The sequence below is a fragment of the Paenibacillus nanchangensis genome (assembly GCF_046543445.1).
GTDB lineage: Bacteria > Bacillota > Bacilli > Paenibacillales > Paenibacillaceae > Paenibacillus_AQ > Paenibacillus_AQ nanchangensis.
This window is the reverse complement of sequence record NZ_JBHOFD010000001.1, coordinates 155,964-180,842: the sequence shown is the minus strand read 5'-3', so window position 1 is coordinate 180,842 and position 24,879 is coordinate 155,964. Positions and strand designations below refer to the sequence as shown.

Sequence of the window (24,879 nt, the reverse complement as noted above, 5' to 3'; positions counted from 1 at the left end):
TAAACGGTGAGGAGGGTGAATATTGATGTTGCCAAGTTTTCACGCTACGACGATTTGCGCCGTCAGACATAACGGGCAGGCGGCGATTGCCGGCGACGGGCAGGTGACGATGGGCGAAAATGTCATCATGAAGACGACCGCCAAAAAAGTGCGCAGGCTCTACAGAGGACAAGTGGTTGCCGGGTTTGCAGGCTCCGTGGCCGATGCCATTACACTGTTCGAGAAATTCGAAAGCAAGCTGGAGGAGCATCACGGGAATCTGCAGCGTTCCGCGGTTGAACTCGCCAAGGACTGGCGCCAGGACCGCGTGCTGCGCAAGCTGGAAGCGCTGATGATCGTGATGGACAAACACAGCATGCTGCTTATTTCCGGCGGCGGCGAAATCATCGAACCGGATGACGATGTCCTGGCGATCGGTTCAGGCGGGAATTTTGCTTTGTCCGCGGCCCGGGCGATGAAACGCCATGCTGCCGGGCTGGATGCCGCAGGCATCGCGAAGGAAGCGCTTCAGATCGCCTCCGAGATCTGTGTGTACACGAACTCCAACATTATTGTCGAACAATTGTAGGCGGCATAGCCCCTGCCAAGGAGGAACGTTCAATGACAAACCAAGCTTTGACTCCCCGTCAGATTGTTGCAGAGCTGGATAAGTATATCGTCGGACAAAAGCAGGCGAAAAAGTCGGTGGCTGTCGCTTTGCGCAACCGGTATCGGCGCAGCCTGCTGCCCGAAGATATTCGGGATGAAGTGGTACCCAAAAATATTTTGATGATTGGCCCGACCGGTGTCGGCAAAACGGAAATTGCCCGACGTCTCGCCAAGCTTGTCAACGCGCCGTTTGTCAAAGTGGAAGCAACCAAATTCACCGAAGTCGGTTATGTCGGCCGGGATGTCGAGTCCATGGTGCGCGATCTGGTCGAAACGGCAATCCGTATGGTGAAGCTGGAGCGGACTGAAAAAGTGAAGGACCGTGCGGAGGAACTGGCCAATGAACGGATTGTCCGGATTTTGGTGCCTTCTGCCTCCAAAAACAAATCCCAGCGCAATCCGTTTGAGATGATTTTCGGCAATAACTCCGGCTCAGCGGATGAGACGAAACAGGAGGAATCCGAAACGGAGGGCGGAGTTGGCGAACGCCGCCGCCAGGTGCGGTTTAAGCTGCTTGCGGGCCAGATGGAAGACGAACTGATCGAAATCGACGTAGAAGACACCGCTCCCAATATGCTCGATATGTTTATGGGCCAAGGCAATGACCAAATGGGCATGAACATGCAGGAAATGTTCGGCAGCCTGCTGCCCAAGCGGACGAAGAAGCGTAAGCTGCCGGTCAAGGAAGCGCGTAAAGTATTGATCCAGGATGAGGCGACCAAGCTGATCGACATGGACGATGTCATTCAGGAGTCCGTCCGCCGAGCGGAGCAGTCCGGCATTATTTTTATCGACGAGATCGACAAGGTGGCCAGCCAAGGAAGAGGCAGCGGTCCTGACGTATCGCGCGAAGGCGTTCAGCGGGACATTTTGCCAATCGTCGAAGGTTCTACCGTTATGACCAAATACGGCCCGGTTAAAACCGACTACGTGCTGTTCATCGCGGCGGGCGCCTTTCATATTGCGAAGCCTTCGGATTTGATTCCCGAGCTGCAGGGGCGGTTTCCCATCCGGGTGGAGCTCAGCAGTCTGACTCTGGAGGATTTTGTGTCTATTTTGACCGAACCGGAGAACGCGCTCACGAAGCAGTATGTCAATCTGCTCAAGACGGAGAACATTGAAGTTCAATTCCAAAAGGAGGCAATTGAAGAAATTGCCCAGATTGCGGCCACCGTTAACCGGAACACGGAAGATATCGGGGCAAGACGTCTGCATACCATTTTGGAAAAGCTGCTGGAAGACCTTTCTTTCGAAGCACCGGAGCTTACCCTCGAAACTATGTCGATTACCCCGGAATATGTTCGCGAAAAACTGGCAAATATCGCTCAGGATCGCGACTTAAGTCAATATATCCTTTAAATTGCATGCATTCTCCATTTGGCTTCATAGGTAGGAAGTCCGAATAGTTTCCTATATTCCTTCTAAATACGCAAGAAAATTGCGTAAACTCGTCGTATTTATGAAAAAAACAGGCTGAAAAAGGAACAATATAGCAAATATGAGCTTTAAGCCCTCTCTTTTTCCTAAAGATAGGGCTTATTTCTTATTGTAATATTCTACAAATTCTACGAGAATCAATATATGAAAAAGTGACTGAACACAGCCTTATATGACAAAAATCGACATTACAAATGCATTTTCATCGAAAATGTGTCGAAAGGAGAAGGATTTCGCGCAAAGACGTGGAATTCTTTTCTTACGAAGATGGAAAGGAAGGGGGATTTTAATGGGACTTCTGAATAGTCTCAGCTTTCAGCGCCTGCAAGGGGGCATCGATGCCGCCAATATCCGACAGATGGTGCTTGCAAACAACGTGGCGAATGTCGATACACCGAACTTCAAACGGTCGGATGTCTCCTTTGAGAATCTGCTCCGGCAGCAGGAACGGGGACTTCAGTCCAACCTGCCCGCCAAAGTAACGGACGCAAGACATATTCGTTTCGGCGAGCAGCCTGGGATTCCGGGTGCAGCTGTTAATACCGATAAAGTCACATTGATGAACAATAACGAAAACAATGTGGATATCGACCGGGAAATGTCACTGAGCGCGGAGAACCAACTCCGTTACAATTCCTACGTGCAGCTGGTTAACAGCCAGATCACGATGATGCGAACTGCGGTTGAAGGGAGATAAGTGAAGTGAATTTTGGCAGCAGCTTTTCTATTAGCGCTTCGGCGCTGACCGCACAGCGGCTTCGGATGGATGTCATTACCTCGAATATCGCCAATGCGGAGACAACTCGCGCGTCAGTGGTGGACGGCAAAGCGGTTCCTTACCGCCGGAAGCTTGTGGAACTGGAATCGGTAAACAGCGGCAAGTTCTATGACACCCTGCAAAGTCAGCTGAACCGGGGCGAAGCAACAGGCGTAAAGGTACGGAAAATCAGCGAGGACTCCTCGCCGTTCAAACCGGTCTATAATCCTACGCATCCTGATGCCGACGCTAACGGGTATGTATACATGCCAAATGTGGATGTAACCAAGGAAATGGTCGATATGATCTCGGTTTCCCGGTCGTATGATGCCAATGTAACCATGTTTAATGCGGCGAAAGCCATGGTATCCAAAGGACTAGAGATTGGCCGGGCCTAGGCGGATATTCCGCCGGTAATCACTGGACAGAGGGCTAACGAACTAGCCGGACACATCAAGGAGGAAGACAATTGATCCCTAATATCGTAATTGGCAGCCAAAGCGTACAACCGCTGGCCATGAAGACGAACTCGGTCCAAGCCGCATCCGCACAGGATTCGGAGAGCTTCGGAACCTACTTGCAGAACGCGATCGATCAGGTGGCCGCCCAAGAACAGCAGGCCAAAGAGATGAGCAACAAATTTGTGCTTGGAGAAGTGAATGTGGATGAAGCGATGATCTCATCCCAACAAGCTTTGCTCGGTTTGCAGCTCACCACGCAGGTCCGGAACAAAGTTATCGAAGCCTATCAAGAAATTATGAGAACTCAGATCTAAATAATCTAAGCTTGGTTTCGGATGGGGTGACACTGTGAATGAAAGGTTTGCCCAGTACCGGGAGAAGGTAACCCAGTATTGGAACAGATTCAGCGGTAAACAGAAAATATTATTTTTCTCCACAATCGGCATATTGCTCATCGTAATTGTGGTGGCTACACTGCAGTTCTCCAAGACGGAATACGAAGTAGCGTTCAAGGAGCTGGACAGCACCGACGCAGCCGGCGTCATTAATTATCTGGAGTCGGCGGGCATCGATTACAAGCTGAGCCCGAACGGCAAAGACATCTCGGTCCCGAGTACGCAAGCTGCGAGAATCAAGGTGGATATCGGTTCTCAAGGAATCGTGCAGGGCGGCTCGATTGGCTACAAGGTCTTCGACGAGAGTTCATCCATGATCGGTACGACGGACAGCGAATTTAATGTCAAATACAACAACGCGCTGAACGGCGAAGTTGAAATGCTGATGAAACGGATGCAGGGCATTCAAGATGCCAAAGTGCTGGTTAATCTGCCAAAAGAAACGGTATTCGCTTCTCAGGCGGATCAGGAACAAGCTTCCGCTTCCGTAGTGCTGTCGTTTAAGCCGGGCTTCCGGCCTACACAGGACAACATTGATGGATACTTCAACCTGGTGAAGACGGCGGTGCCGAATCTCCCGGTCGAGAACATTACGATCACAAATAACGAGATTGAACTGATCCCTACAGCTAGAGGCGGTCAAGGCGGCGTTTCCAATCAGGTCGAAGAAAACTTCGCTCTCAAGAAGAAATTCGAGGAAGAAGTCAAAAAGAATGTTAAACAATTCCTCAGCACATTTACCGGGCCGGATAAAGTAGATGTACTGGTTATCTCCCAATTGAACTTCGATAAGGAAGACCGGACGGAAAACCGGGTTGAACCTGTTGATGTTGAAAACATGAGGGGGATCGAGATCAGCTCTCAGATCATCAGTAACAGCTATAGCGGTCAAGGAAGTGTGGACGGTGGTGTGGCCGGTACAGGCGAGCAGGATGTCGCCGGGTATCCGGGAGGAGCCAATTCGGGCACCTCTACTTCGGAGGAATCTTCCGAGACGCGGAACTTCGAGGTCAATCGCATTACGAAAAATGTAATCGCCAGTCCCTATACTGTTAAAGATTTAACCATTAATGTGGCGGTTGAACCACCTAATGGACAAGAAAGTTTGGATCAGCCGACATCGGATGCGATCCGGAATATTCTGGTCAACATCGTCCGCGCGTCGCTTGCTGATTCGGGTGTCACTTATACAGACGACGAATTGGCTAAAAAAGTTTCGGTTTACTCGCAGTCGTTTGGCGGAAATGAGGCGGAAGCCGCAGCAGCGGGACTACCGGCATGGATGTTGTGGGCGATCGGAGCAGCACTTTTGCTCATTGGCGCAGGCGCGGGTTATATCATTTATCGCAGACGGAAAAACAACATCGAAGAAGAAGAAGAGGAGCTTCCGCTGCAGGTTCCGACCGAATTCCCTTCCATCAATCTCGAGAGCGTAACGAACGAGAGCCAGGTCCGCAAGCAGCTTGAAGGGCTGGCGAAAAATAAACCGGAAGAATTCGTGAATCTGCTGCGCACGTGGCTTTCTGACGAACAGAGGTGAATAGGTAGTGGCTAAAGTGGCCCAACAGGGACTGAGCGGCCGGCAGAAGGCAGCCATCCTGCTGATTACGCTGGGACCGGAAGTATCGGCGCAAATCTTCAAACATCTTCGCGACGAGGAAATCGAACAATTAACGCTGGAGATCGCCAACGTCCGCAAAGTGGACAGCGGTGAAAAAGAGGCAGTCATGGCGGAATTCCACCAGATCTGTCTCGCCCAGGAATATATTTCACAAGGCGGTATCAACTACGCCAAAGAGATTTTGGAAAAGGCGCTTGGTTCGCAAAAAGCGCTTGAAGTGATCAACAGGCTGACCGCAACACTGCAGGTTCGACCGTTTGACTTCGCCCGCAAGGCGGATCCTAATCAGATTCTGAACTTCATTCAGAATGAAAATGTACAGACGATCGCGCTTGTGCTCTCGTACCTGCAGTTTGAGCAGGCGGCTTCCATTCTGTCCGCGCTCCCTCAGGAGAAGCAGGCAGAGGTGGCCCGCCGGATTGCGGTGATGGACAGCACTTCGCCGGAAGTCGTCGCCCAAATCGAGCGCGTGCTCGAACAAAAGCTGTCGGCAACCGTCACCCAGGATTACACGAACGCAGGCGGCATCGAATCGATTGTGCAAATTTTGAACGGCGTCGACCGCGGTACGGAGCGGACGATCTTGGATTCGCTGGAAATTCAGGACCCCGAGCTGGCGGAAGAAATCAAAAAGCGCATGTTCGTATTCGAGGATATCGTCAATGTGGACAACCGTTCGATTCAGCGGATCATCCGCGATATCGACAACGCCGATCTGCAGCTTGCCCTCAAGGTGGCAAGCGAGGAAGTGCGGGACGTTATTTTCCGCAACATGTCCAAACGGATGGCGGAGACGTTCCGGGAAGAAATGGAGTACATGGGGCCTGTGCGGCTGCGTGACGTAGAAGAAGCGCAGACGCGTATCGTAGGCACGATCCGGAGACTGGAAGAATCCGGTGAAATCATCATCGCCCGCGGCGGAGGAGATGACATTATTGTCTAGGCTGATCAAGAACTCCCAATACGTTCCGGTTGAAGTGCTGAAACGCCTGGAGCTGGCCCGGCAGCACGCCGGACTGCAGGAAGAGGCGGCGGACGAAACGGCGGAAACGCAGACCGTCGTCCATAAGGACCCGGCGAACGAGGAAGCGGAGCAGGCCCGCAAGCAGATGCTGGCGGACGCCAAGGAATTCGCCGAATCACAAGTGCGGCAGGCCGCGGAGCAGGCGGAGCAAATGCTGGCGGACGCGCAGGCGCAGATCGAGGAATGGTGGAGCGAACGCCGCGAACAGGATGAACACCTGATCGAAGCAGTTAAGGCGGAGGGATATCAGCAGGGCTATGATGAAGGCGTACAAAAAGCCGAAGAAGAAATGATACGGAAAATGGCGGAAATGATGGAAGAAGCGCGTACCATTTTGGCGGAGGCTTACCGCTCCCGCGATCAAATCATTCAGGAAGCCGAGCCGTTTCTCGTTGACCTGAGCTGCAATATCGCTGAGAAAATCGTGGACAAGCAGCTGACCGTTGAACCGGCTTATGCCATGGACCTTATTAAAAAGAATCTGGCGCGCAAGCGCGAGCAAGGCGTCATTTCGCTTTGCGTTTCGCCCAAGCAGTTCGCTTTTGTCAACGCGGCCCGGGAAGAACTGGCCTTGACCGTCGATTCCCAAGCCGAGCTGCAGATCCTGCCGGATTCGACCGTAAAAGATAAAGGCTGCGTCATCCGCTCTGCTTACGGCAGCGTGGATGCGCGAATTGACACACAGCTGGCCGAAATCAAAAAAGAATTGATTCGGATCGCACTGGACACCGAAGAACACGGAAATGGGGATGAAGATGCTTGACACCCGGCGATATAAAGAGCATTTGCGGAATTTCGATCCCGTCAGAGTAAACGGTAAAGTTACTCAGGTCATTGGACTGATGGTGGAATCCGAAGGACCGGATGCAAGTATCGGCGACGTATGCTACATCTACCCGTCCAAAGGAACCAAGCCGCTGCAGGCGGAGGTAGTAGGCTTCAGAGATAACAAAGTGCTGCTGATGCCGCTTGGCGAGCTGCAGGCCATCGGCCCGGGCTGTGATGTGGTCGGCACCGGGAAGCCGCTGAGCGTGCAGGTCGGCTCGGAGCTGCTCGGAAAAGTGCTGGACGGATTGGGCCAACCGCTCGACGGATCGCTTATCCCGGCGCGGATGCCATACAGTTCAACGTTTAACATTCCGTCCAATCCGCTGAACCGGCCCCGGGTACATGAGCCGATCAGCATCGGCGTCCGGGCAATCGACGGCCTGCTGACAATCGGCAAAGGCCAGCGGGTCGGCATCTTCGCCGGCTCGGGGGTCGGCAAAAGTACCCTGATGGGAATGATTGCCCGCAATACCTCGGCGGACGTAAACGTGATTGCTTTAATCGGGGAGCGGGGCCGCGAGGTATTGGATTTTATCGAGCGGGATCTCGGTCCTGAGGGACTGCAGCGGTCGGTTGTGGTCGTTGCGACCTCTGACCAGCCGGCGCTGATCCGGATCAAGGGTGCGTTGATTGCAACAACCATCGCTGAATATTTTCGCGACCGCGGGCTGAACGTCATGCTGATGATGGACTCGGTCACCCGGTACGCGATGGCGCAGCGCGAGGTCGGACTGGCCGTTGGCGAGCCGCCTGCGATGAGAGGATATACGCCTTCTGTATTCGCCAGCCTGCCGAAGCTTCTGGAGCGTGCGGGCACAGGTCCTGTCGGATCAATCACCGCCTTCTACACCGTTCTGGTGGACGGAGACGATATGAACGAACCGATTGCGGATGCGGTGCGGGGGATTCTGGATGGTCATATTGTCCTGAACCGGAGCATCGCGAACAAAGGCCATTTTCCCGCAATCGACGTGCTGGCGAGTATCAGCCGGGTGATGAAGGATATTGCTCCTGAAGACCAGATTGAAGCAGCCGAAAATGTCAAACGATTGATGGCTCTCTACAAGGATTCGGAAGATTTGATTAACATCGGGGCCTACCAACGCGGCTCCAACGCTCAAATTGATGAATCCATCCACTACATTGACAGCATCTGGAGTTTTACGAAACAGAAGGTCAATGAAAAGGTCACCCTGGCAGAAGCCCAGGAAGCGCTCATTTCACAGTTCTCAAGGAGATGATTAGCAAAAGATGAAGTTCCATTACAATTTTCAAAAAGTCGTGGACTTGAAGGGCAATGAAAAGACCCAGGCCGAGTGGATGCTGTCGACCGCAATCGGCGAGCTCCGGGCGGAAGAAAAAAGCCTCGAAGAGCTGCATGAGCAGCGTGCCAGCCTGATGGCTGAACTGCAAATGGCTGCGGAAAACTGCACGGGGATGGCTAAGATTAGAGAGCTGCAGAACTACATTGATTACACCGACCAATGCATTGCCCGCAAGCATGCCGACATTCACCGGGCGCATAAGCAGGTCGAGACCCGCCAGGGACAGCTGAACGACAAGATGCTGGACGAAAAGGTGTGGCTGAAAGCTAGAGATAAAGCGCTGATGCTGTTCCAGCAGAACATGCTGCTGCGGGAACAAAACGAGCTGGATGAGATGGCAACGGTCCGGTTTGCGATGAAGTCCTTCTAAATTAGGATGCAAACCGCCGCAGATGGTGTTTTTATGAAAGGAACTTGTCCGAAGGGACGGGGAAAGACAGAGAAGCATAGTTTTATAGTTTTGCCCGGCAAAACTTTGGGAGGTTTACGTTGTGGCTCAAAATGACGAAGAACTCGAGCAGGAAGAATCCGGCGGCGGTGGCGGTTTTGAACGGTTTTTGCTGCTGATGGTGCCCATTCTTTTTACCTTGGTCCTGCTCGGCGTACTGCTGACTCTGTTTAATATGGACATCCGCAACAGCGTATTTGCCGTGGCGAACAAGATCCCGTTCGTCGAGCGTTTTGTCCCGGATCCGCCCACAGACCCCGGTGAGCAGACCGCAAAAGACAGCAAGCAGCAGGAAAATAGCTCGGAGGCCACGATCAAGCAGCTCAAGGAGCAGCTGTCCCAGAAGGACGCCGAGCTCCAAAAGCTGAATGAAGAGAAGGCGGCTCAGCAGCAAAGTGCGGCGACGCTGCAGGCGGAGCTGGATAAGGCGAAAGCCGATGCGGCAGCGGCGCAGCAGACGGAGCAGGCGGAAGATCCTTACGAGAAGCAGCTGAAGGATGTGGCCAAGCTTTACGCATCCATGAAAGCCTCCAAGGCGGCGCCCATCCTTGAGAATCTGACGACAGACGAGGTCGTCCAGATTTTCAGCGTGATGAACAACGACAGCAGACGGGCGATCCTGGAGAAGATGGATCCGAAAAAAGCGGCAGAAGTATCCCTTAAGATGAAAGATAGTGTCGATTCGTCCGACCAGGCAATTGCGGCGCTGCAGTCGAGATTGAAACAGGATCAGCAGACAGCACCCGCGACTACGCCAAACCTTGACCAGACGGCACTCGGCCAGACGTTCGAGGCGATGAAAGCCGATGAAGCGGCCAAACTGCTGGGCGAGATGTATGCCATCAGTCCCGGCAAGGTGCTGACGATTCTGAAGTCGGTCAGTGACAGCTCCAGATCATCGATTTTGGATGCGATGACGGCCGAGAACAGCGCACGTACAGCCAAAATTGTGAACCGCCTGATGGGCGGCAGCTAAACCACTTGAAAGGAGGTGAAAACAAAATGAGTTTAGTATTTCAAATGATTTCCAGCGGCGGCGGAACCGCGGCGCAAGGTATGGCAGGAACCCAAACGGCGGCTGTATCAGCGGCGGCGGGTGTGCCTTTTGCCCAAACGCTGGTGCAGCAGATGAACGCCGGTGCAGGCCAACTAACCGCGGCAAATGCACAGACAGCCGGGATGGCGGATGTGATGGCTTTGCTGCAGGGGATGCTGATGCAGGCACAGCCTGAAGAAGCAGGACAGACACAGGCGGAAGGCGCGGAAGAGCTGCTTGCCAAGCTGCTGCAGGACGCGGAGAAGCTGGATGAACAGGTTCAAGCCGATCCGGCGCTGCTGGCCGCGCTGCAAAGCTGGCTGCTGCAGGCGGCGGCGCTGCTGACTGCAGGCGGCGGGGAAGCCGGAGAGCAGGAGCAGGCTGAACCGCAGCAGGTCACCTTGACCCCCTTGGCCGAAAAAGCCGAAACGGTCACCTTTGCAGTACAGGATGAGCTGCACAAGCTCGTGCAGGTGGTTCAATCCGCGGCTGACGGCGGCGATGCCGAACAGGGCGCGAAAGCGGCGGCTATGCTGCAGACCTTCGCGGAGCTGGCCAACCATCTTACGAAAAAATCTTCAGCAGATTCTGCTGCTCTGACGCAGCAAAACCAAACCGCCATTATGCAGGTAAGCGGTGAGGCTGGTGTAAACGCCGATTCCGGCGCGCCGCTCGTACAGCAGGAAAATAAGCCGAATGTCCCGGGCCAAAACGCAGCAGAGCTGAGTAAAACGCAGACGGCGGACGTGAAGCTTGTGGATCCGGGTGCGAAACAAGCGGAAGGCGTCAAACCGCAGGATGCGCTGCAGAAACTGGCAGCCGCGGCGGAGGCGGTGAAACCGGCGCAAACCGGCGAAACCGAACCGGCCGAACCCGCACAGGAAATCGGCTCCATGCCGGCTAAGCCTGAAGTGGTTACAGCCGGACAGCTGGCGCTTCGTTCCGGAGCTCCGGTCCTGCTGAAAGCAGAGGCGGCACCGGTGCCTGTCCAGCATTTTGCCAAAGAAATGACGGGAATGATTACAGGCAGCCTTGAAATTGTACGCAAGGGCTCGGTTGCCGAAGCGACCTTGACTTTGTTCCCGGAAAATCTCGGCCAGGTTGACGTCAAAATTACGATGCAAAACGGCCAGCTGATCGCACACTTCGTTGCCGATCACAAAGCGGCTAAAGAACTGCTTGACCAACAGATGGTTCAGCTTCGCGCATCGCTGCAGTCCCAGGGCATCCAAGTGGAGCGCCTTGAGGTAACGCAAAGCCAGGCTTCGCCGGATTCACAAATGTACCAAAGCGGACGCCAAGCCGGCGGTAACGGGCAGCAGCAGGAAGGCCGCCGCTCCAGAGAACGGGAAGAGGATAACGGGGATGCTGTACTTGCAGCCGAACTGACCGGAGAATGGAAGGAATGGCTGGAGAACGGCGAGGTTGACCGGCGTCAGGACGGCGGCTCATTCCACGCCAAGGCTTAACATAATAGAAGGAGGTGAATAATCGTGGCATCTTCAGATATCGTATCCACCAGCAACATGTGGCCGAACTATAAAGTCGGCAACAGCGCAAGCGCAGGGAAATCGAGCAGCGGTTCCGTAATGGGCAAAGACCAGTTTTTAAAAATCCTGATCACGCAGCTGCAGAACCAGGACCCTATGCAGCCGATGGAGGATAAGGAATTTATCGCTCAAATGGCCCAGTTCTCCTCGGTCGAACAGCTGATGAATATTCAAACCCTGCTGTCGCAATCGCTTGGTTCGTCCTCAAGCCTGATCGGAAAAACCGTCAGCTGGCTTGATACGGCGAATACGAAAACAAAAGAGTACGACTGGAAGGACTCAACGAACAAAACGGAGAAATTCGGCGTAGTGGACTCCATTATTTTTAAAGACGGCAAGCAGTATGCCGTAGTCGGCAAAGATCAAATCCAGCTGTCCGATATTATCAAAATCGGCGCTGCGCCGGCTGAACAACCCGCCGAACAGACAGGTCAAGCAGCTGATCAGCCAGCGGGACAGCCCGCCGAGTCTGCGGGAGGCAGCGGCACGGAGGCCGGCAAGGAAAGCGGGGGAGCGTTATGAGCGACCGGATAACTATCGGTCAAATGTACCCCGCCCAGGTTCATCCTTCGGCTTATCAGCGCCCGGCGGCCGCAAAACCGGCGGCACAAGGCGAATCATTCGAATCCGTGCTGCAGCGGAACATGCTGAAATTCAGCAACCATGCAGCAAAACGGCTTGAACAAAGAGGGATAGAGCTGGGCACGAGCCAGCTTGACCAGATTTCTTCTGCGGTCGACAAAGCCGCAGCCAAGGGCAGCAGAGAGTCATTGATTTTAATGAAAGATATGGCGCTGATCGTCAGTGTGCCGAACCGGACCGTCGTTACGGCGATGGACGGACAATCGATGCGGGACAATGTGTTCACACAGATAGACAGTGCGGTAATTATTTCTTAACCGGCCGGTCCTTTACGGGAAAGCCGGAGGGCGCCGCCGACCGACTGACGCGGCCCCAGGCACAAACAACCACCAATTACATTCGGCAGGGCTGACCGCCCGCCGCACGGGAGGACAATTATTCATGTTAAGATCCATGTATTCCGGCGTATCCGGGATGAAAGGCTTCCAGACCAAGCTCGACGTAATCGGCAACAACATCGCTAACGTAAACACCGTCGGTTTCAAATCGGGACGCGTAATGTTTAAAGACATCATGTCCCAGACCGTCTCGGGCGTCACCGCTCCGGGCGAAAACGGCGAAGGCGGCGTCAACGCCAAGCAAATTGGTCTTGGGGTCACGGTATCCTCCGTTGATACGCTGCACCTTGCAGGCAGCGCCATGACGACCAACAATCCGACCGACCTGCGGATCGACGGAGACGGATTTTTCCTCGTCAAGCTGTCAGAAGATCAGGAGACACCGTTCCTGACCCGCGCGGGCGATTTCAAGGTTGATGCAGCCCGTAACCTGGTGACTTCGGACGGCCTCCGGGTGCTTGATGCCACCGGGGAGATGATCACGATCCCGGACGAAGTTACGGCATTCTCCATCTCTCAGGACGGCACTATCGTTCAAACGATGGCTGACGGCACGACTACTCCCGGCGTACAGATCGGGGTTGGCAAGGTAAGCAACCCTTCGGGTCTGGAGAAAATCGGCGGCAATCTGTACCGGATGACGCTGAACGCCAACGCGGACGGGGCGCTTGAAGCCACCACCGCAAACAACGCCGAAGTGGGAACCGGGGCCATCATTGCCGGCCAGCTGGAAATGTCGAACGTGGATCTGACCGGTGAATTCACCGAGATGATCGTCGCGCAGCGCGGCTTCCAAGCCAATTCCCGGATCATCACTACTTCCGACGAAGTGCTGCAGGAAGTTGTAAATCTGAAGCGTTAAGAACAGCGGGGCTAACGGGAGTTAAATCGGGTTAGGCCCGGGTAAAGCGCGGCAAACGCCGTTTTTGCTTGGCGAAAATTAAACGGCGGAGCCTGGCAGCACCGCCCGGAGGGCAATTAACCGGACCGGGCGGAACGTTTTACCGCAAGCCGCTTGCTTTGGCAGCGGCGGAGTTACGGTTCCCGCGGGCAGCGACCCGACATTGGAGCCAAGACACCGCTCCGCGGGAATATTTTTAGGAGGCCAAATATGATTTCGGTAACACGTCTGAACGGCGCGCCCATGTGGCTGAACGCGCTGCTGGTGGAAGTTGTGGAAGAGACGCCCGACACGTATGTAACGCTCGTAACGGGCAAGCGGCTGATCGTCCGCGAAAAGGCCGATGAAGTGATTGCAAAGATCGGGAACTACTACAAAGAGATTGGCGTTCACGCGGCTACCATCAAAGTTCAACAAGCATTGGAGGAACAAGAATGAAAAAGATGATGCCGTGGCTGATCACGATCCTGCTTGCGATTACGCTGATTGTTTTGGCCGCATTTTTACTGATGGATAAATGGTTCTCGGAAGACACGGACGAAGTGAGCGCCGCCGTTCAGCACGTGGAAACCAAACATCTGACCGCGGATCAAATCGTGGAGATGACCGCCGAACTGCAGGAAATTAAAACCAACCTGGCGGATCCAGACTTTATTGTTATGATGGATTTTGCGTTCCAGATGAACTCGGCCGAATCCAAAGAAGAATTTGAGAAAATCAAGGAAATCAAAATCAAACCGCTCATTATCAAGACGCTGGCCGATATGACACCCGAGCAGCTTAACGGCGCCGATGGCAAAGATCAGCTCAGCAGCAAGCTTGTCAATCTGATCAACAACACCCTGACAGACGGCAAGCTCACCCAGGTGGACATCACCGAGTTCATTATGACCAGAATGTAATATTACGATGATCTACTTCTAAATGGGGGGTGAATGGTTTGGTGGATGTACTGTCGCAAAATGAAATTGACGCATTGCTCGCCGCTCTTTCCTCCGGGGAAATGGATGCCGACGAGCTGAAAAAAGAAGAAACGCAGAAAAAAATCCGCTCCTATGACTTTAAACGGGCGGTACGCTTTTCCAAGGATCATATCCGAAGCCTGACGCGAATCCACGATAACTTTGCCCGCTATCTGACAACGTATTTTTCGGCCCAGCTGCGGACCTTCGTGCAGATTAATGTCGTTCAGGTGGAACAGCTCCCTTACGACGAATTTATCCGTTCGATTCCGAAAATGACGATCCTGAATATTTTTGAAGCGGAGCCGCTTGAAGGCCGTATGGTTATGGAGGTTCACCCGAACATTGCTTTTGCCATGCTGGACCGGCTGCTGGGCGGCGTCGGTGCGGCGCCGTCCAAAATCAGCGCGCTGACCGAAATCGAGACCACGATTATGGAGCGTATTTTCAGCCGCTGCTTCGAAAGTTTGCAGGAAGCCTGGAAGACCGTCCTGGATATTTCTCCGCGGATGGAAGCGCTGGAGACGAACCCGCAATTCATGCAGATTGTCTCGCCTAACGAGACGATTGCTCTGATCTCGCTCAGCACCAAGATCGGCGATACAACGGGGATGATTAACCTGTGTATCCCGCACGTGGTCCTTGAGCCGATCATGTCGAAACTGTCGGTGCACCAGTGGTTCGTGTCCGAGAAGAAGCTACGGGCGCCCGAAGAGCAAGAGGCGATCCAGAAACGGGTCTACCGGGCCCAGCTGCCGATTGTGGCCGAGCTTGGCGAGTCCTCCTTGTCGATTTCCGAATTTCTCGGTTTGTCGGTGGGAGATGTAATCTCACTGAACAAAACCGTGGATACGGGGCTGTCGATCAAAGTAGGCAATAAATTGAAATTTATCGGAAGTCCGGGAATGGTCAAAGAACGGGTCGCCGTGCAAATAGACGAGATTGTCAGCGAAGGAGTTGAAGAACTTGACGAGTAAGGACTATTTATCCCAGGAAGAAATCGACGCTCTTCTGAGACAATCGGCGGAAGGTATGGGAGAATCGGCGCCGGCCGCAAAAACGGTGAGCGATTTTCTGACGCCGTTTGAGCAGGACGCGCTGGGAGAAATCGGGAACATCACCTTCGGCAGCGCGGCAACCGCACTGTCAACCCTGCTTGGCAAAAAAGTGGATATTACCACCCCCAAGGTTTCCATCATTACACGGGGCGAATTTGAGGAAGCATTCCCTAAACCGCATGTAGCGGTTCATGTACAGTATGTCGACGGATTCCAGGGCATCAACTCCCTGGTCATCAAAATCAAGGACGCGCAGGTTATCGCCGACTTGATGCTGGGCGGAGAGGGCATTCCCAAAGAAGAAGAGCTGAACGAAATTCATATCAGCGCCGTTCAGGAAGCGATGAACCAGATGATGGGTTCCTCCGCGACGTCGATGTCCACTATTTTCAACCGGTTTGTGAACATTTCGCCGCCCGGCATCGACATTCTGAACATGTCGAGCGGGGAGGGCGTAGGCAGCCTGCCGGATGACGAGACATTAATCCGCATTTCATTCCGTCTAACAATCGGCGATTTGATTGACTCGACGATCATGCAGCTGCTGCCCGTACAATTTGCCAAGGATATGGTGACCATGCTGCTTGGCGATGTAACGCCGGAAGTGGAAGCCGCGCCTGCGGCCGAAGCGCCGCCGCAGCCCGAGCAGCAGGCGCCGCAGCAGCAGCCAGCCGCTGCACAGCCGCCGCAGCAGCCTTACCCGCCGCAGGGGCAGTATCCTTACGGACAGCCGCCTGAAGGGTATTATTATCCGCCGGCAGGCATGCCCCCTTACGGGATGCCGGGCGTGCCGCCTTACGGAATGCCGCCGCAGCAGCAGCCGTATCCGCCGGCTCCGCAGGCCGGTCAGCCTGCCGCCAGGAACGTAAACGTCCAGCCGGTACAGTTCGGCAATTTGGGCGGCGCGGCTTTCGGGAATATTGACGAAAATAATTTAAACTTATTGATGGACATACCCCTCCGGGTGACCGTAGAATTAGGAAGGACCCAGAAGCAGATCAAAGATATTCTGGAGATGTCGCAAGGTTCGATTATCGAATTGGACAAGCTCGCGGGGGAACCGGTCGATATCCTGGTGAACAGCAAGCTGATCGCCAAGGGAGAAGTCGTCGTCATCGACGAGAACTTCGGTGTCCGGGTAACGGATATCGTCAGCCAATGGGACCGGATTCAAAAACTACAATAATAGCGTATTTTAGGGAGGATTTTGTACAATGGCCAATCGAATTCTAATCGTGGACGATGCAGCATTTATGAGAATGATGATCCGGGATATTTTGTCCAAGAACGGATTTGAAGTGGTGGGCGAAGCCCAAGACGGCTCCCAGGCGATCGAGAAATTTAAAGAACTTCGCCCCGACCTGATTACGATGGATATCACCATGCCGGAAATGGACGGCATTGCAGCGCTTAAAGAAATTAAAAAGGTGGACGCCAACGCCAAAGTTATCATGTGCTCCGCTATGGGACAGCAGGCCATGGTTATCGACGCGATTCAAGCCGGCGCTAAAGACTTTATCGTCAAACCGTTCCAGGCCGACCGCGTTATCGAAGCTATCAACAAAACGCTGGGCGTGTAGGGATTTTTTATGGCCCTTAATGCCGAAACGCTTGGACCCGGCGGGGGGAGCGGCCTGCTCAGCTTGATGAACGTAATTCTTGTGCTTGCCGTAATTATCGTTGTCATCATCCTGCTGATCCGCTTCCTGGGCCGGCGCAACCAAATCATGCAAAGCGGACGTTCGATCCGGACGCTCGGCGCCGTCGGCCTTGGGCCCAACAAATCGGTACAGGTGCTTGAGGTCGGAGGCAGCCTGTACTTGATCGGCGTAGGCGAGAACGTCACGATGCTGGACAAAATCACCGATCCTGATGAAGTGATGGCTGTGATTACCGCGTTTGAAGAGGAGTCCGCCGGCAGCGGATGGGGGTCGATGATTCAGAAACTGAAATCCAGACTGCAGGGGAAGGAAACGTCCCAGGGAACGGACCTTCCGGACGATTCGCCTTTCTATGAAGTTTTGCAGTCGAAGCTGCGCTCCCCGGGCCGCAAAGAGAAAATGGAAGAGCTTCTCCGGGATGAGCGCAAGCCGGATGATCCGAGGGAACTATGAATAAAAAGCTAATCATCTCCTTTATTATGCTTACTGTGGTTGGTCTTGTACTGCTGCAGCCGATCCATGCCGAGCCGATTCCGAATATTGATATTCAGATCGGCAACGGAGAGGGCGGGAACGGAACCAGCTCGATTTCGATTTTGCTGCTGGTGACCGTACTTAGCATCGCCCCGGCTTTTCTTGTTCTGATGACAAGTTTCACGCGGATTGTGATTGTACTCGGGTTCATCCGCACTTCGCTCGGCACGCAGCAGATGCCGCCGAACCAGGTGCTCGTCGGACTGGCGTTGTTCCTGACGCTGTTTATCATGACGCCAACGCTCACCCAGGTGAATGATGTCGCGCTGCAGCCTTATCTCAAGGGAGAGATCAATCAGACTGAAGCCTTTGACCGCGCGGCCGATCCGATGAAGAAATTTATGTTTGACCAGACACATGAAAAGGATCTCCTGCTGTTCATGAAATACACCGGATATACTGGAGACACCAAGCCGGAGACTTATTCCGACATTCCTTTGACAGTGATGGTTCCCGCGTTCGCAATCAGCGAGCTGAAGACAGCATTTACGATGGGATTTCTGATCTTTATTCCGTTTCTTGTCATCGACATCGTTGTGTCCAGTACGCTGATGGCGATGGGGATGATGATGCTGCCGCCCGTAATGATCTCGCTGCCGTTCAAGATCATGCTGTTTGTACTCGTGGACGGCTGGTATTTGGTCATACAGTCGCTGCTGAACAGTTTTAATACGTGACGTGCGCGGACAGAGAAGTGGAGGTAAGGTATGAATCCGGATTTTATTATCGGCCTGGCCGGACAAGCCGTATATCTCATTCTGGAGACGAGCGCTCCGATGCTGATTCTGGGACTGGTTGTCGGTCTGATCATCAGCATTTTTCAGGCCACCACCCAGATTCAGGAACAGACGCTGGCATTTGTGCCTAAGATTGTTGCGGTCCTGCTGGCCCTGCTTTTGTTCGGCTCCTGGATCATGACGAAGCTGATTGATTTCACCAGCCATTTGCTGGGCAATCTCGATCAGTACATCGGATGAGTTGAACGATGGAGAATATACTGCAAAGTCTTCCTGTCTTTCTGCTAATCTTTTGTCGAATAACGGCGTTTTTTGTTGTGGTTCCTGTGTTCTCCTCGCAAAATGTGCCGACTACTTTTAAGATCGGCCTTTCTTTTTATATCGCCTTGGTGGTGTTTAGCACAACCGGCACAGGGATTGTTGTGCAGGAGGACCTGGGTTATGTGCTGCTGATCTTTAAAGAAGTGCTTGTCGGGCTGCTATTGGGGTTTATCGGCTACCTGATGTTCATGACGATTCAAACGGCCGGTTCGTTTATTGATATCCAGATCGGTTTCGGGATCGCAAATGTAATCGACCCGCTGACCGGCGCGGCCTCGCCGATTTTGGGCAATTTCAAATACATCATCGCACTGCTTATTTTTCTTGGCATGAACGGTCATCATTACCTGCTTGACGCGATTGTCAACAGCTATAACTGGGTGCCTTTGAACCACGAGGTCGCCGCCCGGATGTCAGACGGAAGCCTGTCGCAGTTTCTGGTGCGTTCGTTCGCCCAGTCTTTTATTTTGGCGTTTCAAATGTCGGCTCCGCTTGTGACCGCCTTGTTTCTGACAGATGTAGGCCTGGCTTTTCTGGCCCGGACCGCACCGCAGTACAATGTGTTTGTCATCGGTGTGCCGCTTAAGATTATCGTTGGCCTGGTGCTGCTGCTGGTGCTTATGCCCACACTTACCGCGCTGTTCTCCAGTCTGTTCGACATTATGTTCGAATCGATGCGGAATTTGCTGAATGTGCTGGGGCAGGCGCCTCCGCCTGGAGGGAATCAATAATCCATGATGAATCATAACCGGCTTCCAATGGACCTTCAGCTGTTTGGAGGCGAAAAAACGGAAAAAGCGACACCCAAAAAACGCCAGGACGCCCGCAAAAAAGGGCAGGTGGCGAAAAGCGCCGAATTATCCGGCGCGGTCGTGCTTTTGGCCAGCGTGCTCAGCCTGGTCGCCTTTGGCGGCTACATGAAAGAGCGGTTTGTGTCGCTTTACACCGATATTTTTAACAATAGAATGATGATGGAAGTTACGGTCCAGAATGTGATGGATATGATGGTGAGCTACGGGATCCAGGTGCTCCTGCTGCTCGCTCCATTGTTCCTCATTGCTGTTGTGCTAGCGTTTGTCGCCAATGTAGCGCAGACCGGATTTATGGCAACAGGCGAAGGATTGACTCCCAAATTCAGCAAAATCAACCCGTTGAAAGGCTTTAAAAACATATTCTCCATGCGTTCCCTGGTGGAGATGCTGAAATCCATCCTGAAGCTGATCATTATCGCCTACCTCGTGTACAGCACGCTGTGGGGCGAAAAAAACAGCTTTGCTTCCTTGTCGCATGTCAGCTCCGAGCGGATTTTCCGTTTTGCGGCCGACATGACGATTAGCCTGGGCATTAAAATCGGCGCGGCTCTGCTGGTCATGGCCGTGCTCGACTTTATGTATCAGAAATACGAGCATGAAAAAAGCCTGCGGATGTCGAAACAGGACATCAAAGACGAATACAAGAAAATGGAAGGCGATCCCCATATCAAGGGGAAAATCCGCGAACGGCAGCGCCGGATGGCAATGCAGCGGATGATGCAGGAAGTACCCAACGCGGATGTCGTCATTACGAACCCGACCCACTTTGCGGTCGCGCTGAAATATGACGGCGGCAAAATGGATGCGCCTCAGGTTGTAGCAAAAGGCCAGGACTATGTGGCCCTTCGCATTCGCGAAATCGCCAAGCAAAACGGCGTCATGACTATGGAAAACAGGCCGCTGGCACGCGCGCTGTTTCAACGGGCGGAAATCGGGGATGTCATCCCGTCCGACCTGTTCCAGGCAGTGGCGGAGGTGCTGGCGCATGTATATAAACTTAAAGGGAAAGCCAGATAACGTGGGAGGGAAAACGCTTGAAAGCTAAGGATCTATCGGTTCTGTTGGGCATTATCGGCATCGTGCTTATGATGATTCTTCCTATCCCGACATGGCTCCTTGACGTACTGCTTGTCATTAATATCTCGATCGCCTTGACGATTTTGCTCGTGGCGATGAATACAAGAGAACCGCTGCAATTCTCCATCTTCCCGTCGCTGCTGCTCATCACCACGCTGTTCCGCGTGGCGCTGAACTTATCGACGACCAAGCTGATTCTCGGCCAGGCGGACGCCGGTTCGGTTGTCGCCACATTTGGTTCATGGATCGCGCAGGGACAGATTGCCATCGGTTTTATCGTGTTCCTGATCCTGATCGTTGTTCAGTTTATCGTCATCACCAAAGGCTCCGAGCGGGTTGCCGAGGTTGGCGCGAGATTTACGCTCGACGCAATGCCCGGCAAGCAGATGAGTATCGATGCCGATCTTAATGCCGGCATGATCAACGAGCAGCAGGCAAGAGAACGGCGGCAGAACGTGGAACGGGAAGCCGACTTCTACGGGGCGATGGACGGCGCCAGCAAATTTGTCAAAGGCGACGCGATCGCAAGTATCATTATTTTGATCATCAACCTCGTCGGCGGATTTATTATTGGCATGACCGTTCATGGGATGACTTTTCAGAAAGCCCTCTCGACTTACTCCGTATTGACCATCGGTGACGGACTGGTCAGCCAGATCCCCGCGCTGCTGATTTCGACAGCGGCCGGCCTGATCGTTACCCGCGCTTCTTCGGACGGCAATCTGGCCGAAGATTTGACCGGACAGCTGCTGTCTTATCCGAAGCTGCTGTATATCGTAGCGGCGACCGTCGCATTCCTCGGCATGTTCACGCCTATCCATGCGATTACGACGCTTCCGCTGGCAGGGCTCCTCGCTTTTGCGGCCTACCGGATGAGCCAGAATCTGAACAAAAAGCAAATCGAGGAAGAACAGCTGGTCGAAGAAAAGCAGATCGAAGAGGTCCGGAGCCCGGAGAGCGTCATCAATCTCCTCCAGGTGGATCCGATCGAATTCGAGTTCGGTTATGGACTTATTCCGCTTGCCGACACGCAGCAGGGCGGCGATCTGCTGGACCGGATTATTATGATCCGGCGCCAGTGTGCGCTTGAGATGGGACTCGTAGTCCCGGTTATTCGCATTCGCGACAATATTCAGCTAAAACCGAATGAATATGTCATAAAAATTAAAGGAAATAACGTCGGCGGCGGTGAATTATTACTTAATCACTACCTCGCCATGAGTCCGGGGTATGACGACGACTCGATTACCGGGATTGAAACGGTAGAGCCTTCCTTTGGTCTTCCGGCCCTCTGGATCGATGAGGCGGTGAAGGAACGGGCGGAATTATCCGGTTATACGGTGGTCGATCCCCCATCGGTAGTGGCCACTCATCTGACGGAGCTGATCAAACGTTACGGTCATGAGCTGCTTGGCCGCCAGGAAACGAAACAGCTGATCGACAATGTTCGCGAGCATTATCCGGTGCTTGTCGACGAGCTAATTCCTTCCGTGCTTTCCATCGGCGATGTGCAGAAGGTGCTGGGCAAGCTGCTGCGCGAGAAGATTTCGATCCGGGATCTGGTTACCATCTTCGAGACTTTGGCCGATTACGGGACCTACACCAAAGACCCGGATGTGCTCACCGAATACGTCCGTCAAGCGTTGTCGCGGCAGATTACCCAGCAGTTCTCCCAGAAAGGCGAAACGCTTCGTGTGATCACGGTGGGTCCGTCGCTTGAGAAAAAGATTGCCGAAAGCGTGCAGCAGACGGAGCAGGGCAGCTACCTTGCGCTCGACCCGGTATCGACCCAGACGGTGTATCAGCGGCTGATGGAGCAGATCAACCGTCTGCTGCAGACCGGACAGCAGCCGATCGTGCTGACGTCCCCGACCATCCGCATGTATCTGCGGCAGGTGATCGAGCGGACGATGCAGGATATCCCGGTGCTGTCCTACAGCGAGCTGGAGCCGAACATTGAAATTCAGAGCGTTGGAGTGGTGAACTTATGAGAGTGAAGCGCTACGTGGTCGACACGATGCCGGACGCCATGCAGTCCATCCGCAGCGAACTGGGCGGCGATGCTGTAATCTTGAGCACAAAAGAGATCAAGGTTGGCGGATTTATGGGCATGTTCCGAAAGAAAAAGATCGAAGTCGTCGCCGCTGTGGAAAAAGAAGAAAAAGCCCAGGGGCGCAAACAACAGCCCGCGCCGCCGGCTCCGGCTCCGGTTCCCCGCAGCGCGGTGCCAAACGCCTACCGGCAGGCGGCGTCCGCGTCCAAGCCTTCTGCTAGAAACGGAGAAGGCGGAAACAGCGCGTACGCGGATTTTGCTTCCGCCCTCACCGAAGCAGCGGCAATGCAGGACGGCCGGTTTTCACTCGCTAAGGAACCTGAAACTGCGCCGGAAGCGCCGGTACCCGCATTCTCCATACCGGAGCGCGGCGCGACGGGAAATGAGAAACCACGTGAAGCGGCGGCTGTACAGCCTGCCGCGTTCGTGTCCGCGGAAACAGGGAGCGGTCCGGCCGGCGGAGACAGCGAACTGCTGAGCGAGGTGCGGCAGATGAAACAGTGGATGGAACGGATTGCGAAGCAGTCGGTCCAGCCGCAGTTTCTGCCGGAAGCGCTGGAGCAGCTGCGCACCCGGCTGATCGACCAGGAGACGGATGCCGTGCTGATCGAAGAATGGATCGGCAGCGTTTATGACGAATGGGAGCAAGAAGGGCGCAGCTGGCCTGAGGAGCGGTTCGAAGCTGCTTTGCGGGCGCGTATCGCGGGTTTTGTCTCGCCGAGAATCGGAGCCGGCATCGCTCCCGAGACGCGCGTCCTGTTTGTGGCCGGTCCGACAGGGGTCGGCAAAACGACCACCATCGCCAAGCTGGCTGCCGAGCAGCTGTTTAAGCAGGGCCGCAAGGTGGGTCTCGTTACCTCGGATACGTACCGGATTGCGGCGGTTGACCAGCTGCGCACCTATGCCTCGATTCTTGGCGTTCCGCTGGAAGTCGTGCAGTCACCCGGCGATCTGCAGCGGGCGATGAGCAAGCTGGAGGATTGCGATCTGGTTCTGATGGATACGGCCGGCCGGAACTACCGGAACGAGCTGCTGGTGTCCGAGCTGCAGAGCCTGCTTCCGGGCAGCCGCAGCCGGACAGAGACGTACCTGGTGCTCAGCTTGACCTCCAAGAGCAAAGACATGAAGAAAATCACCGAACATTTCAGCAAATACGATCTCGACAAAGTGGTGTTCACCAAGCTGGACGAGACGGGCACGTACGGTCCGCTTTTTAACCTGCTGAATGATTACCCGCTTGGGCTGTCGTATATGACGGACGGACAAAATGTGCCGGACGATCTGCTGATGGCCGATGAGCGGCGGCTGTGCGAGCTGCTGCTTGGAACCGGGGTGAACTGATGGATCAGGCGCAATCGTTAAGACAACTGGTTTCCGGCAGAGAAGCTTCCGCAGAAGAAGCGGGAGGAACGAGCGCAAAGATCATCACGGTGTGCAGCGGTAAAGGCGGGGTAGGAAAGTCGAATTTTACGCTGAATTTTGCGCTGACCCTGCAGGCGATGGGCAAAAAAGTGCTGTTGTTCGACGCCGACATCGGGATGGCGAATATTGATGTTCTGATGGGAGTAAGACCTAAATACTCCCTGTACCACCTGCTGAAGCGGGAGGCTGAAATCGAGCAGATTATTGAACGCGGACCGGCTTCGCTCCCTTTTATCGCCGGCGGGTCGGGTATGCAGGATTTATTCGATTTATCCGACGAGGACTTAAATTACTTCACCTCGCAGCTCAGCAGAGTGTCGGACTCGATGGATTACATCCTGTTTGACACCGGGGCGGGCCTCAGCAAGGAAACGCTGAAATTCATTGTCTCAGCGGATGAATGCCTTGTCGTGACGACTCCGGAGCCGACGGCAATAACCGATGCGTACGCACTGATGAAAGTGGTGCGCGGCTCGCACCCCGAGGTATCGTTCCAGCTTATTGTCAACCAGGCGGGGGACGCCAAAGAAGCGGAGATGGCCAGCGAAAAAATCCGGCTGACGGCAAGCCGGTTTCTGGAACTTAATCTCCCTTTCCTGGGTTATATCAGCAGCGATACCCATGTGGTACAGGCTGTCAAGAAACAGGTGCCTTTCTCTATGGCTTATCCTAACAGTCCGGCAGCAAGAGATGTACACAAGCTGGCCCAGGTTTATCTGGCCAGCAATCTGACACGCAGGCGGGAACCCGGCGGCGGCATCAAGACTTTTTTGAAGAAGTGGCTGCGCCGCGGCAAATAACGATTCTGCATTCACAAGGACAGAGGTGGAA

General features: G+C 54.0%; 28 protein-coding genes. All 28 read left to right on the top strand.

All coding sequences use genetic code 11. The features are described 5' to 3' along the window. Positions 1 to 25 precede the first annotated feature (25 nt). Positions 26 to 568: an ATP-dependent protease subunit HslV gene (gene hslV, locus ACE6ED_RS00850; protein WP_410825053.1), complete on the top strand. Its 543-nt coding sequence runs from the start codon at positions 26 to 28 to the stop codon at positions 566 to 568. A 32-nt stretch (positions 569 to 600) separates the two neighbouring features. Beyond that, on the top strand, positions 601 to 2,007 hold the full coding sequence (gene hslU, locus ACE6ED_RS00845; RefSeq protein ID WP_410825052.1) for an ATP-dependent protease ATPase subunit HslU: 1,407 nt from the start codon (positions 601 to 603) through the stop codon (positions 2,005 to 2,007). A 367-nt stretch (positions 2,008 to 2,374) separates the two neighbouring features. After that, positions 2,375 to 2,782: a flagellar basal body rod protein FlgB gene (flgB, locus tag ACE6ED_RS00840; protein WP_410825051.1), complete on the top strand. Its 408-nt coding sequence runs from the start codon at positions 2,375 to 2,377 to the stop codon at positions 2,780 to 2,782. Between the two features lie 5 nt (positions 2,783 to 2,787). Next, the gene (gene flgC / locus ACE6ED_RS00835; protein ID WP_410825050.1) at positions 2,788 to 3,240 is read left to right on the top strand and encodes a flagellar basal body rod protein FlgC; all 453 of its coding nucleotides are present in this window, start codon (positions 2,788 to 2,790) and stop codon (positions 3,238 to 3,240) included. Positions 3,241 to 3,311: 71 nt separating this feature from the next. After that, entirely contained in the window at positions 3,312 to 3,617 is a 306-nt protein-coding gene (gene fliE / locus ACE6ED_RS00830) for a flagellar hook-basal body complex protein FliE (protein WP_410825049.1), read from the top strand. A 34-nt stretch (positions 3,618 to 3,651) separates the two neighbouring features. Further along, the gene (fliF, locus tag ACE6ED_RS00825) at positions 3,652 to 5,238 is read left to right on the top strand and encodes a flagellar basal-body MS-ring/collar protein FliF (protein WP_410825048.1); all 1,587 of its coding nucleotides are present in this window, start codon (positions 3,652 to 3,654) and stop codon (positions 5,236 to 5,238) included. A gap of 7 nt (positions 5,239 to 5,245) precedes the next feature. After that, positions 5,246 to 6,262 (top strand): flagellar motor switch protein FliG, encoded by a 1,017-nt coding sequence (fliG, locus tag ACE6ED_RS00820; RefSeq protein ID WP_410825047.1) that lies wholly within the window; start codon positions 5,246 to 5,248, stop codon positions 6,260 to 6,262. After that, entirely contained in the window at positions 6,255 to 7,106 is an 852-nt protein-coding gene (locus ACE6ED_RS00815) for a FliH/SctL family protein (RefSeq protein ID WP_410825046.1), read from the top strand. Before fliG ends, ACE6ED_RS00815 begins: the two co-directional genes overlap by 8 nt. After that, positions 7,093 to 8,412 (top strand): flagellar protein export ATPase FliI, encoded by a 1,320-nt coding sequence (fliI, locus tag ACE6ED_RS00810; protein ID WP_410825185.1) that lies wholly within the window; start codon positions 7,093 to 7,095, stop codon positions 8,410 to 8,412. The genes ACE6ED_RS00815 and fliI overlap by 14 nt, the downstream gene beginning before the upstream one ends. Positions 8,413 to 8,422: 10 nt before the next feature. Next, on the top strand, positions 8,423 to 8,866 hold the full coding sequence (gene fliJ, locus ACE6ED_RS00805; RefSeq protein ID WP_410825045.1) for a flagellar export protein FliJ: 444 nt from the start codon (positions 8,423 to 8,425) through the stop codon (positions 8,864 to 8,866). Between the two features lie 121 nt (positions 8,867 to 8,987). Next, positions 8,988 to 9,920 (top strand): MotE family protein, encoded by a 933-nt coding sequence (locus tag ACE6ED_RS00800; RefSeq protein WP_410825044.1) that lies wholly within the window; start codon positions 8,988 to 8,990, stop codon positions 9,918 to 9,920. 26 nt (positions 9,921 to 9,946) lie between these two features. Then, positions 9,947 to 11,449, top strand: a complete 1,503-nt coding sequence (locus ACE6ED_RS00795; protein WP_410825043.1) for a flagellar hook-length control protein FliK — start codon at positions 9,947 to 9,949, stop codon at positions 11,447 to 11,449. Between the two features lie 21 nt (positions 11,450 to 11,470). Beyond that, positions 11,471 to 12,052: a flagellar hook capping FlgD N-terminal domain-containing protein gene (locus ACE6ED_RS00790; RefSeq protein ID WP_410825184.1), complete on the top strand. Its 582-nt coding sequence runs from the start codon at positions 11,471 to 11,473 to the stop codon at positions 12,050 to 12,052. Beyond that, a complete protein-coding gene (locus ACE6ED_RS00785) occupies positions 12,049 to 12,429 on the top strand; it encodes a TIGR02530 family flagellar biosynthesis protein (protein ID WP_410825042.1) in 381 nt (126 codons plus the stop codon). Before ACE6ED_RS00790 ends, ACE6ED_RS00785 begins: the two co-directional genes overlap by 4 nt. A gap of 124 nt (positions 12,430 to 12,553) precedes the next feature. Beyond that, on the top strand, positions 12,554 to 13,372 hold the full coding sequence (flgG, locus tag ACE6ED_RS00780) for a flagellar basal body rod protein FlgG (protein ID WP_410825041.1): 819 nt from the start codon (positions 12,554 to 12,556) through the stop codon (positions 13,370 to 13,372). Between the two features lie 249 nt (positions 13,373 to 13,621). Then, complete coding sequence (locus ACE6ED_RS00775; protein ID WP_410825040.1) at positions 13,622 to 13,849, top strand: flagellar FlbD family protein; 228 nt, start codon at positions 13,622 to 13,624, stop codon at positions 13,847 to 13,849. After that, on the top strand, positions 13,846 to 14,313 hold the full coding sequence (locus ACE6ED_RS00770) for a flagellar basal body-associated FliL family protein (protein ID WP_410825039.1): 468 nt from the start codon (positions 13,846 to 13,848) through the stop codon (positions 14,311 to 14,313). Before ACE6ED_RS00775 ends, ACE6ED_RS00770 begins: the two co-directional genes overlap by 4 nt. A 38-nt stretch (positions 14,314 to 14,351) precedes the next feature. Then, a complete protein-coding gene (fliM, locus tag ACE6ED_RS00765) occupies positions 14,352 to 15,350 on the top strand; it encodes a flagellar motor switch protein FliM (RefSeq protein WP_410825038.1) in 999 nt (332 codons plus the stop codon). Beyond that, positions 15,340 to 16,617, top strand: a complete 1,278-nt coding sequence (gene fliY, locus ACE6ED_RS00760) for a flagellar motor switch phosphatase FliY (RefSeq protein ID WP_410825037.1) — start codon at positions 15,340 to 15,342, stop codon at positions 16,615 to 16,617. Before fliM ends, fliY begins: the two co-directional genes overlap by 11 nt. A gap of 28 nt (positions 16,618 to 16,645) precedes the next feature. Next, the gene (locus ACE6ED_RS00755) at positions 16,646 to 17,011 is read left to right on the top strand and encodes a response regulator (RefSeq protein ID WP_019910416.1); all 366 of its coding nucleotides are present in this window, start codon (positions 16,646 to 16,648) and stop codon (positions 17,009 to 17,011) included. A 9-nt stretch (positions 17,012 to 17,020) separates the two neighbouring features. Then, positions 17,021 to 17,545 carry a flagellar biosynthetic protein FliO gene (locus ACE6ED_RS00750; RefSeq protein ID WP_410825036.1) on the top strand — a complete coding sequence of 175 codons (525 nt, stop codon included), beginning with the start codon at positions 17,021 to 17,023 and terminating at the stop codon, positions 17,543 to 17,545. Next, the gene (fliP, locus tag ACE6ED_RS00745) at positions 17,542 to 18,303 is read left to right on the top strand and encodes a flagellar type III secretion system pore protein FliP (RefSeq protein WP_410825035.1); all 762 of its coding nucleotides are present in this window, start codon (positions 17,542 to 17,544) and stop codon (positions 18,301 to 18,303) included. Before ACE6ED_RS00750 ends, fliP begins: the two co-directional genes overlap by 4 nt. A 30-nt stretch (positions 18,304 to 18,333) precedes the next feature. Next, positions 18,334 to 18,603, top strand: coding sequence for a flagellar biosynthesis protein FliQ (gene fliQ / locus ACE6ED_RS00740; RefSeq protein WP_410825034.1), 270 nt, complete (start codon positions 18,334 to 18,336; stop codon positions 18,601 to 18,603). A gap of 8 nt (positions 18,604 to 18,611) precedes the next feature. After that, positions 18,612 to 19,415, top strand: coding sequence for a flagellar biosynthetic protein FliR (gene fliR, locus ACE6ED_RS00735; protein WP_410825033.1), 804 nt, complete (start codon positions 18,612 to 18,614; stop codon positions 19,413 to 19,415). Between the two features lie 3 nt (positions 19,416 to 19,418). After that, positions 19,419 to 20,513 carry a flagellar biosynthesis protein FlhB gene (gene flhB, locus ACE6ED_RS00730; protein ID WP_410825032.1) on the top strand — a complete coding sequence of 365 codons (1,095 nt, stop codon included), beginning with the start codon at positions 19,419 to 19,421 and terminating at the stop codon, positions 20,511 to 20,513. A gap of 17 nt (positions 20,514 to 20,530) precedes the next feature. Further along, on the top strand, positions 20,531 to 22,564 hold the full coding sequence (gene flhA / locus ACE6ED_RS00725; RefSeq protein WP_410825031.1) for a flagellar biosynthesis protein FlhA: 2,034 nt from the start codon (positions 20,531 to 20,533) through the stop codon (positions 22,562 to 22,564). Further along, complete coding sequence (gene flhF, locus ACE6ED_RS00720) at positions 22,561 to 23,967, top strand: flagellar biosynthesis protein FlhF (RefSeq protein WP_410825030.1); 1,407 nt, start codon at positions 22,561 to 22,563, stop codon at positions 23,965 to 23,967. Before flhA ends, flhF begins: the two co-directional genes overlap by 4 nt. After that, entirely contained in the window at positions 23,964 to 24,848 is an 885-nt protein-coding gene (locus ACE6ED_RS00715) for a MinD/ParA family protein (protein WP_410825183.1), read from the top strand. Before flhF ends, ACE6ED_RS00715 begins: the two co-directional genes overlap by 4 nt. Positions 24,849 to 24,879 lie beyond the last annotated feature (31 nt).